At 65.6% G+C, this 13107-nt stretch carries 12 protein-coding genes and 1 pseudogene; 7 read left to right on the top strand and 6 right to left on the bottom strand.

Going from position 1 to position 13107, the window contains the following annotated elements:
- Positions 1-32: 32 nt before the first annotated feature.
- Complete coding sequence (locus tag FPH17_RS04380) at positions 33-1169, top strand: YihY/virulence factor BrkB family protein (protein ID WP_154878806.1); 1137 nt, start codon at positions 33-35, stop codon at positions 1167-1169.
- Here the strand turns inward: FPH17_RS04380 and FPH17_RS04375 are convergent.
- Both FPH17_RS04375 and FPH17_RS04370 read right to left on the bottom strand, forming a co-directional pair.
- The gene (locus FPH17_RS04375) at positions 1166-1741 is read right to left on the bottom strand and encodes a TetR/AcrR family transcriptional regulator (protein WP_167496772.1); all 576 of its coding nucleotides are present in this window, start codon (positions 1739-1741) and stop codon (positions 1166-1168) included. The genes FPH17_RS04380 and FPH17_RS04375 overlap by 4 nt on opposite strands.
- Entirely contained in the window at positions 1722-4076 is a 2355-nt protein-coding gene (locus FPH17_RS04370) for an MMPL family transporter (protein ID WP_154878804.1), read from the bottom strand. The genes FPH17_RS04375 and FPH17_RS04370 overlap by 20 nt, the downstream gene beginning before the upstream one ends.
- 83 nt (positions 4077-4159) lie before the next feature.
- On the opposite strand from FPH17_RS04370, the gene FPH17_RS04365 reads away from it, so the two are divergent.
- Positions 4160-5050 carry a patatin-like phospholipase family protein gene (locus FPH17_RS04365; protein WP_154878803.1) on the top strand — a complete coding sequence of 297 codons (891 nt, stop codon included), beginning with the start codon at positions 4160-4162 and terminating at the stop codon, positions 5048-5050.
- Positions 5051-5071: 21 nt separating this feature from the next.
- On the top strand, positions 5072-5956 hold the full coding sequence (locus FPH17_RS04360; protein WP_154878802.1) for a patatin-like phospholipase family protein: 885 nt from the start codon (positions 5072-5074) through the stop codon (positions 5954-5956).
- On the opposite strand, the gene FPH17_RS04355 is transcribed toward FPH17_RS04360, so the two are convergent.
- Positions 5943-7532, bottom strand: a complete 1590-nt coding sequence (locus FPH17_RS04355) for a peptide chain release factor 3 (protein WP_154878801.1) — start codon at positions 7530-7532, stop codon at positions 5943-5945. The genes FPH17_RS04360 and FPH17_RS04355 overlap by 14 nt on opposite strands.
- Before the next feature lie 63 nt (positions 7533-7595).
- Between FPH17_RS04355 and FPH17_RS04350 the strand changes: the two genes are divergently transcribed.
- The 3 genes from FPH17_RS04350 (at position 7596) to FPH17_RS04340 (ending at position 10231) form a co-directional block, all read left to right on the top strand.
- A complete protein-coding gene (locus tag FPH17_RS04350; RefSeq protein ID WP_154878800.1) occupies positions 7596-8948 on the top strand; it encodes a TrkH family potassium uptake protein in 1353 nt (450 codons plus the stop codon).
- Positions 8941-9615: a potassium channel family protein gene (locus tag FPH17_RS04345; protein ID WP_154878799.1), complete on the top strand. Its 675-nt coding sequence runs from the start codon at positions 8941-8943 to the stop codon at positions 9613-9615. The genes FPH17_RS04350 and FPH17_RS04345 overlap by 8 nt, the downstream gene beginning before the upstream one ends.
- A gap of 79 nt (positions 9616-9694) precedes the next feature.
- Positions 9695-10231, top strand: coding sequence for an NADPH-dependent FMN reductase (locus FPH17_RS04340; RefSeq protein ID WP_154878798.1), 537 nt, complete (start codon positions 9695-9697; stop codon positions 10229-10231).
- Between the two features lies 1 nt (position 10232).
- Here the strand turns inward: FPH17_RS04340 and pth are convergent, their stop codons facing one another.
- Positions 10233-10811 carry an aminoacyl-tRNA hydrolase gene (pth, locus tag FPH17_RS04335; protein WP_154878797.1) on the bottom strand — a complete coding sequence of 193 codons (579 nt, stop codon included), beginning with the start codon at positions 10809-10811 and terminating at the stop codon, positions 10233-10235.
- A 4-nt stretch (positions 10812-10815) separates the two neighbouring features.
- Between pth and FPH17_RS04330 the strand changes: the two genes are divergently transcribed.
- Positions 10816-11727, top strand: a complete 912-nt coding sequence (locus FPH17_RS04330) for a nitronate monooxygenase (protein ID WP_154878796.1) — start codon at positions 10816-10818, stop codon at positions 11725-11727.
- On the opposite strand, the gene FPH17_RS12200 is transcribed toward FPH17_RS04330, so the two are convergent.
- Both FPH17_RS12200 and FPH17_RS12095 read right to left on the bottom strand, forming a co-directional pair.
- A complete protein-coding gene (locus FPH17_RS12200; RefSeq protein WP_425277693.1) occupies positions 11724-12212 on the bottom strand; it encodes a DUF6891 domain-containing protein in 489 nt (162 codons plus the stop codon). The two genes, FPH17_RS04330 and FPH17_RS12200, sit on opposite strands and share 4 nt — an antisense overlap.
- A gap of 96 nt (positions 12213-12308) precedes the next feature.
- Positions 12309-13106, bottom strand: a pseudogene (locus tag FPH17_RS12095) (fumarylacetoacetate hydrolase family protein); the annotation flags it as partial.
- Position 13107: the final 1 nt, after the last annotated feature.

Raw genomic sequence — 13107 nt, 5'->3', positions numbered from 1 at the left:
GTCAACGAGCAGAAAACCGTTACGCTGGCACTATGGAAGATGCCGAAAAGGGCCCTGAGATTGCGTCGCGACGCGTCGACTTCGTGTTGCCCTACGGCATCGGCGAACCGGAGTTCCCTCCGTCGGAAGATACGTTGCCCAATCCCCTCGGTCGCAGGAACCGGCTGGGAAAGGCTGGTTGGACGCTCGTGCTCAAGCGGCTGTTTGCAGACTTTTCCACGGACACCATGGTGGATCGAGGCGCCACGCTGACCTATTACACGGTGCTGTCCCTCGCGCCCATGCTTGTCTCGGCGTACGCCATCGCGACCTTGCTGCTCGGGCGCGACCCGGGGACGGTCGATCAGCTCCTGGACGGGCTCGTTGAGGTGTACGTGCCGGAGGCCCTGCGCGGAGAGGCGAGGGATCTGATGGAAACGATTGTGGGCACTCCGTCGCAAAGCACTGTGGCGTTGATCGTCTCGCTGCTGATCTCGCTGCTGTCTGCGTCGGCGTACGTGCGGAGTTTTTCGCGCAACGCCAATCTGGTCTACGGGCGCTCGGAGGGGCGAAACGTGGTGGTCACGTGGGTGACCATGTGGCTGATCACGCTGATGCTCGTCGTCGGCGGGCTGGCGATCCTGCTCGGGACGCTGCTCACGGACGGCATCGTGCACAGCGTGCTTGGGCCGGTGGCGCGGCCGCTCGGTGTGGAGAATGTGCTGACCTACCTCACGGAGAAGTTTCTGCCGGTGTGGGTGTATTTGCGCACGCCCGTGATCGTGCTGACGGCGATGATCTTACTGTCGCTGTTGTACTACTTCACGCCAAATGTGAGGCCGGGGCGGTTCAGGTTGCTGACGGTGGGGTCGTCGTTAGCCCTGTTCGTCGGCTTCTGGTTGTGGTGGGGGTTCGGGCTCTACATGGCCACGTTCGGCGTGCGATCCGCGTACGGGGCGTTCGGGACCGTGATCGCGGTGCTGGCGCTCGTGTGGGTGATGAACATCGTGCTGCTGGAAGGCGTGAAGATCGACGCCGAAGTCCTGCGCGCGAAGGAGCTCCAGGTGGGGTACGACTCCGAGCGGCACATCCAGGCCCGGCCACGCTCCAGCGAGGGCGCCCGGTGGCGCCTGCAGCTGGAGCGGTGGATCGCGCGGACAGCGCGCGAGGTGAAAAACGCGCGGAACTAGCGGCTCTCGCGCACGGCGGCGAACGCCTTGTGCAGGAGGGCCTGGCTGTCGTCACTCGGCGTGCGGAGGTGCCGCTTGAACGCCACACCCGCGGCGGACCCGTAGGCGCTGAGTAGCACGAGGACTTCGAAGGGGTCCAGCTGGGGTGCGCGCTTCTGTAGTGCGCTGACCACCGGGGTCAGGATGCGCTCGCGCTCGTCGTTCGGGCAGGCGGAGCCACGAATCAGCTCAAGCCGGTCCGAGGTGAGCAGCAGGGTCGACGCCGAGTGCAGCTTGACCCCGTCGCCGGTGAGCGCGTCGACGCAGATCTGCTCGAACGCCTCGGTGAGCCCGAGCTCGGGCGGGAGGCGGCGAATATCCTCGCCGATCTCCGCAAAGGTGCGTTCCACAAAGACCAGCAGGGCGGCGTCCAGGTCCGCGAAGTAGTTGTGGAACGTGCGCGGGGACACTTCCGCTGCGGCGGCGACCCTGGCGACGGTGAGCTTCTCCGACCCCTGGTGCAGCAGGATGTGCGCCGCCGCGTCGGAGATCGCCTCGCGGGTGGCCTGTTTCTTAGACTCGCGCAGGTTCATGGTGTTCCACCGTTTGTTGCAGGTGCTCGCCCTCAATGTCCAGGTTGGGCAACACCTTGTCCAGCCAGTTGGGCAGCTTCCACGCGCGATCATCCAGCAGGTACATGGTGGCCGGGATGATGGTCATGCGGACCACGAAGGCGTCGATAAGCACGCCCACGGCGAGCGCGAAGCCCATGGCCTTGATGAAGGGCTCGTCGATGAGCATGAAGGCAGCGAACACGGAAATCATGATCAGGGCGGCGGCGGTGACCACGCGCGCGCCGTGTTTGAAGCCGTTGGCGGTGGCGTTGCCGGCGGTCTTGCCGCGCGAGACGAAGCCCTCGCGCATGCGTGTGACCAGGAAGACCTGGTAGTCCATCGCCAGGCCGAAGGTGAGGCCGATGAGCATGATGGGCAGGAACGACAGTAGTGGCTGCGGGTCAGAAATGATGCCGAACATGCCGTCCTGGAAGATTGCCACGGTGATGCCGAAGGTCGCGGCCATGGAGAGCGCGAAGCCGAGCGCGGCGATGAGCGGGACCCACAGGGAGCGGAACACCAGCATGAGCACGATGAACGCAAGCCCGATGACGATAGCGATGTAGGGGAGCAGCACGTCCTGGAGGCGCTGCGAGATGTCGTCGAAAATCGGGGTGACACCGGTGATGCCGAACTCGCCGCCGGTGCTGTCCGCAAATTCGGACTGGTAGTCGCGCAGTCGCTCCAGCGTCTCGGAGGTCGCTGGATCGGTTGCGCCGGTGGTTGGGGTGATCATGATCTGAGCCGCGTCCATAGTGTCGGTGGTCTGCACGATCTGCGCGTTCTCGACGCCCTCGGTCCCGTTAAAGGTGGTCAGCGCGTCCTGGAACGCGGCGGGGCGGTCTTGTTCAGCGACGTTGGCCACATCCACGAACGCAATCATCGGAGCGTTGCGGCCGGGGCCGAAGGCGTCCGAGGTCATCTCGTACGCTTCTCGGGCCGGGGTGCCTGGCGACGCCGTGCCGTCGGTTGGCATGGCCAACCGGAGACCCGCAGCGGGGATGGCCAGGATGCCCAGCAGGGCGACGGACGCCAGCAGCATGACCCACGGGCGCTTGCGGATGATGCGGGCCCACTTCAGGCCCATCGTCGGCTTCTCATCCTCCGGGTCCGGCACCTTCGGCCCCGGGACGCGGCCCGCAAAGACGCGGGTGCCCAAAAGGCCAAGCATCGCGGGCAGGAAGGTGGTGGACACCAGCACAGCGAGTGCGACCGTCGCGGCGGCGGCGTACGCCATGGTGGACAGGAACGGGATGCCGATGATGGACAGCGCGGCGAGCGCGATGAGCACGGTGAAGCCCGCGAACACCACGGAGCCGCCGGCTGTGCCCAGGGCCATGCCCATGGCGTGGGCGCGCGTGCCCTTGTCCATGGTGCGCAGCGCCTGCGCCAGCTCCTTCGGCGTGAGGTCGTTGAGGCCGGCACCGTTGATGAGCTCGTTGCGGAAGCGCGCCACGATGAACAGCGCGTAGTCGATGCCCACGGCCAGGCCGATCATGGAAGCCAGCATCGGCGTCATGTCCGAGATCGTGTCGGTGAACAGCGTGGCCAGCTGGACGCCGAGCAGGCCAACGCCCACGCCGATCACGGCGGAGAGCAGCGGCATACCGGCGGCGACGAAGGAGCCGAACGTGATGAGCAGGACGACCGCTGCCACGGCCAGGCCGATCAGCTCGGAGGTCATGTTCATCTCCTGCGACTGGAACGCCATGCCGTTGTACTGCACGTTGAGCAGGTCAGACTCGCCATACCTGTCCAGCACATCGGTGATCTCGCTGCGCTGCTCCGACGAGATATCCATGACCGCCTCGGCGTCAAAGGTGACGTCCACGGTGCCGGTCTTCTGGTCGGGGCTGACAGGGGCGAGCTGTGCGAGGTCCTTTTCAATCTGCTCCGGTGGGACGCCCTGCGCCGTTTTCGCCTCGGTCAGCTGCTGCTGCATGCCACCCGCGGCGAGCACGGGGTTCACGATGGCGTCGGTATCGGCGAGCGCGTCGGAGGACTTCAGCTCACCGAGCATCTCGTCCACCTTTGCCATCACGTCTTGGTCGGCGAGAGTGTGATCGCCCTCCGCCTGGATCACAACGGTGCCGGTGGGTGCGCTGGTGAGATCCGCGTCAGTGCCAAAGCGCTCGCTCATCTCCTCCTGCGTGATGGTGGAGTCCATGTCTGGCATGGAGAATGAGGGGTTGGGTGCCTTGGCAAAATTGGAGGCGAGCACCCCGGCGCCGATGAGGACAACTATCCAAAAGGCCAGGAAGGGCCACACTTTTCGGTATGACCAGCTGCCTAGCTTGTACAAGAAATTCGACATGCTGCACAGAATATGCAAACTTGCCTACGGTGTGCAAGGTAATACCTTGGGGCGTCGCTACGAAAACGTTTAGGATGAAGCGCATGACTGTTGAGCCAGAAATCGACGCCCGCGACGTCGCCGTCATCTTCGAAGGTGGAGGCACCAGAAATTCGTACACGGCCCCGGTGGTGGAAAAGCTCATCGCGGAGCACGTGCAGTTCGGCTGGGTTGGCGGCATTTCCGCTGGTGCGAGCCACGCGCTCAACTTCGCCTCGCGCGACGCGTATCGGTCAGAGAAGTCCTTCACCGACTTCGTGGGCAACCCCGAGTTCGGCGGCTGGCGCACCATGGTCCGCGGCAAGGGTCTGCTCAACGGCGAGTTCATCTACGAAGGCTACGAGGACCATCTGCCGTTCGACATAGAAACGTTCCTGCACACTGAGGAGGAGGTGCACCTCGAGGCTGTCCGCGCTGATACGGGCGAGACCGTGGTATACAACCGTGAGAACATGCGCACCATCGAGCAGATCAATATCGCAGCACGCACCTCGTCGACGTTGCCGCTCGTGATGAAGATGCGCGAGGTCGACGGCGTGCCTTACGTCGACGGCGCGCTGGGGACCTCGGGCGGCATCCTCATCCAGGCGGCGAAGGACGCCGGCTACTCCCGCTTTCTCGTCGTGCTCACCCGTCCGCGCGACTACATCAAGCCTCCTGAGAAGCGGCAGCGCGCTTTACGACGCATCCTGCGCAAGACCCCCAACGTTGTCGACGCAATGGTCGCGCGCCCCGACATTTACAATGCGGCCCGCGCCGAAGTGAAACGCCTGGAAGCAGCGGGTGACGCCTACGTGTTCTACCCCGAGCACATGGGTGTGGAGTCGACCGAGCTGAACGTGGACAAGCTGCAGGCAAACTACGCAGCCGGCCAGGAGCAGCTGGCGCGCGAGTGGCCCGCGATGCGCGACTTCCTCGCCCAGCGCAATCGGTGATCTGGCTCTAGACTTTGGCGCATGATTGATGCGCAAGACGTGGCCCTGATTGTTGAAGGCGGCGGGATGCGCAACTCGTACACCGCACCCGCCATCGTTCGCCTCATCGAGCAGGTGAAATTCGGCTGGGTCGGCGGCGTCTCCGCCGGCGCCGTACACGCGCTGAACTACGCGTCGGCGGACGTGCGCCGCGCCCGCGCCGCGTTTACCGAGCTGGCCTCGCACCCGCACTTCGGCGGTGTGCTCAAACTGGCGCGCGGCAAGGGGTACTTCAATTCCGAGTTCCTCTACGGGCAGGCGGAACGACTCCTCCCGTTCGACTTCGCCACATTCGCCGCGTCCTCCACCCAGGTGCACGTGGAGGCGATGCGCGCGGATACCGGTGACACCGTCAGTTGGGGGAGGGACGACTTCTTGCGCGACCCGTCGCTCGTCGCCAGGGCGGCCCGCGCGTCGTCGACAGTGCCCAAAGTCATGCCTATTACGCTTATCGACGCCGCACCCTACGTCGACGGCGCCCTCGGCACCTCCGGGGGCCTGCTCATCGACGCCGCGCGCCAGGCCGGCTTCACACGCTTCGTCGTCTTAGCCACCCGCCCCCGCGATTATTGGAAGAAACCGCTGGTCCAGCCTGCGGCCGTGCGGGGCATGTTCCGCCGCTACCCGGAGATCGGCAACGCGCTGCACGTGCGTGCCTGGCGTTACAATGCCGCCAAGCGGAAGATTCTCGCCGCCGAGAGGGCAGGCGATGCGCTGGTCTTCTTCCCCGACAACATGCAGGCCGAGTCGATCGAGCGCCGCCCCAGCAAGCTGCAGCGCAATTACGCTGCCGGCCAGGCGCAGCTCGAGCGCGAGTGGGAACGGTGGGTCGAGTTCCTCGCCGCTCCGGCGCCTAGTCTGCGATAAGCGGCTCGATCGTCAGCTCGGGGTGCTCCTTCTCCACGAAGGCCAGCTTCCATTTGTCGCCGAACAGGGCGATAATTTCGCCGTCCGTGCGCGTAAAGATCTCCACGCCACGCTGGCGGCCCAACTCGTCGGCGGACTCCGCATCGGTGCGGCGCGCCACGGAGTAAGGAACTGGCTCGGTGACGGTCTCTACGTTGTACTCCACCTCCATGCGCGCCTGCATGACCTCGAACTGCATGGGGCCCACGGCCGCCATCACCGGGGCGGCGTCGCCGCGCAGGTCGTTGCGCAGAATCTGGACGACGCCCTCGGCGTCCAGCTGGTCGAGCGCCTTGCGGAACTGCTTGTACTTGCCCAGCGACTTCGCCCGGAGCGTGCGGAAGTGTTCGGGCGCGAACTGCGGCATCGGCGGGTACTGCACGTTCTTACCGGTGAAGATGGTGTCGCCCGGGGCCAGTGAGCCCGCATTCACAAGGCCGATGATGTCGCCCGGGTAGGCGGTTTCCACCGTGTCGCGGTTGCGGCCGAACACGGTCAGGGCGTACTTCGTGGAGAAGGTGCGGCCGGATTGGGCGTGTGTGACCTGCATACCGCGGTCGAACTCGCCGGAGACCACGCGCATGAACGCCAGTGTGTCTCGGTGGTTTCGGTCCATGCCCGCCTGCACCTTGAAGACGATGCCGGAGAAGTCGCCGTCGAGGTCGCGCTCCTCCTTCGGGCGCGGGGCGGGCGCGATCGCGCACAAGGTGTCCAGGATCTGGTGGACGCCGAAGTTCAGCATCGCGGAGGCGAAGATGATCGGGGAGGTAATGCACTGCTCGAACAGCTCCTGGTTGTGCAGGGCGCCGTCCGCGGCGAGCAGCTCAACCTCTTCCACCGCGGTGTCCCACACTTGGCCCTCCTTGCCGGAGGCGTCGTCCGGGGCGTAGTGCTCCTCGGGCGCGATGGTGGAACCGCCGGCGGTGCGGATGAAGTGGACGTATTCGTCGGCCTCGCCGTCGTCGCTGATGTGGGCGAGGCCGCGGAAATCACCGGCTTCCCCGACCGGCCAGTAGAGGGGAGTGGGCTGCAGGTCGATTTCGTTCACGATCTCGTCGACAAGCTCGAGGGGCTCGCGGCCGATACGGTCCCACTTGTTCACCACGGTGACGATTGGCAGGCCGCGGGCCTTGCAGACGCGGAAGAGCTTGAGGGTTTGCGGCTCGAGGCCCTTGGCTGCGTCGATAAGCATGACCGCCGCATCGACGGCGGAGAGGACGCGGTAGGTGTCCTCGGAGAAGTCGGCGTGGCCCGGGGTATCCACCAGGTTGATCACGTAGGGCTCGCCCTCGTGCCCCTCCGGCGCGTACTCGAACTGGAGCGCGGAGGACGCGACCGAAATGCCGCGGTCTTTCTCCATATCCATCCAGTCGGACACGGTGGACTTGCGGTTGCCCTTGCCGTGGACGGCGCCCGCTTCCGAGATGATGTGTGCGTGCAGCGCCAGCGCCTCAGTAAGAGTGGACTTACCGGCGTCGGGGTGGGCGATGACGGCGAAGGTGCGGCGGCGCTTGGCCTCGGAAGTGAGAGAACTCATGCCGCAGAGTGTAGCCGCCAAGGAGTAGTGCGGAGGAATTGCTTGGGTCTATACTTCATCTTCGTGAAGGGCTTGCTTTTCTTGCGATCGCTCGGGCCAGCACGGCTGACCGCGATCGGGTTCCTGCTGCTCATTCTGAGCGGCACGGGGGTGCTCATGCTCCCATTCGCAGAGTCGGGGGCGGAACACGCCTCGTTCCTGGCTGCGCTCTTTACTGCGACGTCCGCGGTCTCCCTGACCGGCCTGGTTGTCGAGGACACCGGCACCTTCTGGAGCCCCGCCGGGCAGGCCGTTATCCTGCTGCTCATCCAGCTCGGCGGGCTGGGGATCATGTCGCTGGCGTCGCTGTCCGGGCTGTTGCTCACCGGGCGCATCAGCTTGAAGGCGCGCAAGACCGGCGCTTACGAGGGGCGCCCCATCACTGCCGGAGGCATCCGCCGGACCCTCTTCTTCACGGTTGGGTTCACGGCGATCGCCGAGGCCACCATTGCGGTGATCGTCGGCGCGCGGCTCATGGTGGGCTACGGGTACTCGTTCCGCCGCGCCGCCTGGGAGGGCGTCTTCCACGCCGTCTCCGCGTTTAACAACGCCGGGTTTAGCACCCACAGCGACAACCTCGTGTCCTTTGCATCCGACGCCTGGATCCTCATGCCGCTAGCCGCCGCGCTGATCGGAGGTGGCCTCGGGTTCCCGGTGTGGGCGGAACTGGTGCGACTGGTGCGCCGGAGGTCCAACGCCGTCCACCGCATCTCTATTACCGCCCGCATGACGCTGGCTGCGACGGCGTTCCTGCTTGTCGCCGGCACCGTGTTCGTCGCGGCGACGGAATGGACCGGCGTGCTTGCGCCCATGCCGGTGGCGGTGAAGCTGCTCAATGCCTTCTTTGCCAGCGCGACGCCGAGGACTGCGGGCTTTAACGCCTTTGATTATGGGCAGGCGCACCCGATCACGCTGATGGGCACCGACGTCCTCATGTTTCTCGGCGGAGGCTCGGCTGGCACAGCGGGCGGCATCAAGGTGACCACCGCGTGCGTGCTGTTGGCAGCGATGGCGGCCGAGTTCACCGGTCGTGAGAAAACAACGATCGGGCACCGGAGCCTGCCGCACTCGGTGACCAGGCAGGCGCTCGCGCTGAGCTTCGCGGGCGTCATGGTGGTCACCGTCGGCGTGGCGGCCCTGCGGTTCTTCGACCCGCAGTTCACCGGTGACCAGGTATCCTTCGAGGTCATTTCCGCATTTGCAACGTCGGGGCTTTCCACCGGCATCACGGCGGGGTTGTCGTCGGCGTCGCAAATCGTGCTCTGCTTCATCATGTATCTGGGCCGCGTAGGCCCGACCACCCTGGTGGCGGCGCTGTCGGCGAAGACGCTCGATAGGCGCTTTAGCTACCCCGAAGAAAGGCCGTTCATTGGCTAAATTATTTTCCCGCGCGACGATTGACATTCCGCCCGTCGTAGTCATCGGGCTCGGCAGATTCGGCACCGCCTTGGCCACCGAACTCATGGCGAACGGGGTGGAGGTGCTCGGCGTGGACTCCAGCGAGAAGATTGTCCGCGAGCGGGCACCGTACCTCACCGAGGCGCTCGCCGCGGACACCACGGACCCGGAGGCGATGCGGCAACTGGGGATCGAGGATGTCGAGCGCGTTGTCGTCTCCATCGGCTCCCACTTGGAGGACTCCATCCTGACCACGTCCAACCTCGTCGAGCTGGGGGTGCAAGACATCTGGGCGAAGGCGGACTCGGAGGCGCACGCGCGCATCCTGCACCAGATCGGGGCCAACCACGTGATTCGCCCGGAGCGCGACACGGGCAGGCGCGTGGCCCACCTGTTGGGTGGGCACTTCCAGGACTTCGCTGAGATCTCCACCAACTACGGCGTGACAAAGATGGCGGCGCCCGCGTGCGTGACGGGGCGCCCGCTCGACTTGGCTCAGGTGTGGAGGAGCCAACATGTTCAGCTCGTCTCGGTGAAGCGGGATGAGGGGTGGGCACCGCTTACCGACGGCACCCAGCTCACGCCGTCGGACCGCATCGTGGCGGCGGGCAGCCCGCGTGACCTGGAGCAATTCTCGCAGCGCTGATTCGGCTGACAATGTTGCGGGGAGCGGTGTAGAGTAAAGGGTCGAAATTGTAGACGAATCAACAAAAAGGATTGTATCTATGAAGATCGGAATTTTCCTCGGCTCCATCCGCAAGGGACGCGTCGGCGAGGCCATTGCCCGCTGGGTCTCGGACGCAGCTGAGAAGCGCGACGGCTTCGAGTACGAGCTGCTCGACCTGTCCGAGTTCAACGTTCCGCTGCTCGACGCAGAAATGGTGCCGGGCGCCGCAAACAAGCAGTACGAGGACGAGGCCACCACCGCGTGGTCCAAGGCGGTCGACGCCTGCGACGCCTTCATCTTCATCACCCCGGAGTACAACCACTCCGTACCGGGCGCGATGAAGAACGCCTTCGACGTGCTGGGCGCCGAGTGGGCCGGGAAGCCCGTCGCGTTCGTGTCCTACGGCGCCGACAACGGCCTGCGCGCGGTGGAGCACTGGCGCCAGATCGTGGCCAACTTCTCCATGTTCGGCGTCCGCAACCAGGTCGCGCTCTCCCTGTTCGAGGACTTCGCCGACGGCGCCTTCGCGCCCCGCGAGCAGAAGAACCAGTCCCTGGAGAACGTGCTCAACGACCTCGAGCAGGCGCTGTCCTAATCTAGCGCCCGTGGATCTCGTTCTGCGCCGCCGCGAGCCCGCGGGCGCAGACGAGGCGCGCAGCTTCCGCAGCTGTCTCGATCGCCTCGTCCCCGGAGCGCGGCCCGAGCACCCATTCCGGCACGGGCGTCCCCTTCGGCGGGCGGCCAATGCCGACGCGGACGCGCACGTAGTCGCGGGTGCCCAGGTGCTCCGTGATGGACTTGAGCCCGTTGTGCCCATTCTCATTGCCGCCCAGCTTCACGCGCACTTTCCCCGCCGGGAGGTCCAGCTCGTCGTGGATCACGACGATCCGCTCCGGCGGCACGCCGAACGCTGAGACGGACTCGCCCGACAGGTTCATGAAGGTGGTGGGCTTGGCAAACGTGACGTCGTCAATGTGCTGCACGAGTGCGCGACACTTCGGCGCGGGGCGCAAATCTTTGGCACACTGGTCTACGGCCAGGAAACCGGCGTTGTGCTTCGTGGTCTCATATTCGGGGCCGGGGTTTCCCAGCCCCACCACGAGCCACTCGGTGTGGGGTCTGGCCGGTGGCTGAGATGTCAGTCGCTTCAGAAAATCGAACACGGGGACAAGCATAACCATGGACCTACCACGCATCGTCGCCGCACCGATGGCGGGCGGCCCAACCACGCCAGCGCTGGTCAACGCGGTCAGCTTCGGCTTTCTCGCGCTCGGCACCTGCACCGTCGAGCAGGCTCGCACGTGGCTCGGCCAGTGCACACCGCCGTTTGGCGTGAACCTTTTCGTGCCGCAGGTCGAGCCTTCGCTTATCGACGTCGAACTCATCGCCTCCGAACTCGGCACCGACGTTCCGAACGTGGATGTCACCGGGGGCTTTGAGGAAAAGTTCGAGCTCGTCCTGGAGGCCGCGCCACCCATTGTGAGCAGCACCTTCGGGCCGCTGGACCCGGAGCACGTGGAGCGGTTGCACTCCGTCGGTTCGGAGGCATGGGTGACCGTGACCCGCATCGAGGATGCGCGGGAAGCGATGGGCGAGTCATGGAACGCCGACGGCGTCATCGTGCAGGGCCCAGAGGCGGGCGGGCACCGCAGCACCTGGTCGCCGCTGGAGGTCCCGGACACCCGCTACCTGGACACCATCGTCGAAGAGGTGGTGGACTTCGGCGCGCCGTTCATCGCCGCGGGCGGGGTGCGGGGGCCGGAGGACGTGGCACGGCTGCGGGATCTGGGCGCGTCGACCATTGCGTGCGGCACCGCCTTCCTTTTGTCCGATGAAGCCGGTACCAGCCAGCGCAACCGCGAGCTGCTGCGCACCGACCGGAGAACCGTGGTGAGTAAGGCGTTTTCCGGCCGGTGGGCGCGCGGCCTGGAAAACGAGATGACCAAGCGCTATCGCGACATGCCGCCGATCTACCCGTACCTGCGCCCGATGACGAAACATCAAGATTACTGCCTGGTAGGCAAGGACCGCGGGGAGCTCATGGAGGCACCGGCGAAGGAGATCGAGCGCTACCTGCTGGGCGACCGTTAGTCGCTCAGCGCCAGCTCGAACATGAGGCCGCTGCAGATGATCCGCGCGGCGCGGGTGCCTTCCCACTCGGGCGCGAAGCCGACATCCCTGAGCGCGTCGACGACCTGCTGGCCGACGGCGTCGTCGGCGTCGGTGTTCGGCGCATCCAGCGAGGCAAACCCGAAATAGAGCTTGCCGGTGTGGATGAGGTCGTCCACGTCCTGCGTGGTGCAGTAGGCGTAGCCGCGGCGGCCCTCGCGTGTGGCCCGATCCGCGCCCTCGTCCGCGGCTTCGGCCTTGGTCCAACCCTCGTCGAAGGAGAAGGAGAGACCGCGGTCGGCGAGCGCGTCCCTGAAGGCCTCGAGTTTGGTGGCGTCCTCGGAGGGGGAGGGGATGCAGCGGGCGTATTCGGCGCGGATGTCGTCGAGAAGCGAAAGGGCGTCGACGTTGTCCTCGTCCTCGTAATGCGCGGTGATTTCGGCGGCGCTCCAGCCGTGGCAGAGCATCATCGCGATGTCGCTCTCGTCCGACTCTGGTTCGTAGAGGTACTCGGAGGGCGGGAACGCGCTGGTGAGCATGGCGTGCTGTCGCCGCAGGATGCGGGTGGTGTTCTCGATCGCGCCGAGGCCGTCGATCTCCACGCGGACCGTGTCGCCGTCGGCGAGGTAGCGCTTGGGGTCGCGCGCGTGGCCCACGCCCGCCGGAGTGCCAGTGGCGATCACGTCACCCGGGTTGAGCGGGTAGAGGTGGGAGATGAACTCGATGAGCTTGGCGGGGGAGAAGACGAGATCGTCGGTGGGTGCCTGCTGCATCACCTCGCCGTTGACGGTGGTGGTCAGGGTGGGGCCGGGCTGCCATTCGGTGTCCAACCATGGGCCGAACCCGGCGGTCTTTTCTAATGATTTTCCTTGGTGCCACTGCTTGGTGCGCTTCTGGATGTGTCGCTGGGTGTAGTCATTGATCACCGCGTAGCCGGCGATGTGTGCGTGCGCATCCGCTTCCCGCACGTGGCGGGCATACTTTCCTATCACGACGGCGAGCTCGCCCTCGAAGTCGAGCGTATCCGCGTTGAAATCGGGGATCTCCGCGTCATCGTTAGGGCCGATGAGGGCCTCGGGGAACTTGATAAAGAGGGTGGGGACGTCGGGGCGCTCGTGCCCCATCTCCTCGATGTGCTTGGCGTAGTTGAGCCCGACGCAGATGATCTTGCTTGGGCTCGGGATCACGGGTGCAAGCTGGTCGTGGGAAAACGAGACGCGCTCGCCCTCCTGCCAGGAATCCGATTGGAGGAGCGCGCCGACGTCCGGGAAGCCGGGGTAGGTGACCGCGGTGGTGTCGGACTCGAGGCGGGCGGCGACGGTCAGGTCATGGCCGGGGACTCTCAGGGTGACTAAGCGCATG

Source organism: Corynebacterium gottingense (assembly GCF_007559235.1).
In the GTDB taxonomy this organism is placed as follows: Bacteria; Actinomycetota; Actinomycetes; order Mycobacteriales; family Mycobacteriaceae; genus Corynebacterium; species Corynebacterium gottingense.
Note: the sequence above shows the minus strand (reverse complement) of the source record. Positions and strands in the feature narration are given on the sequence as shown.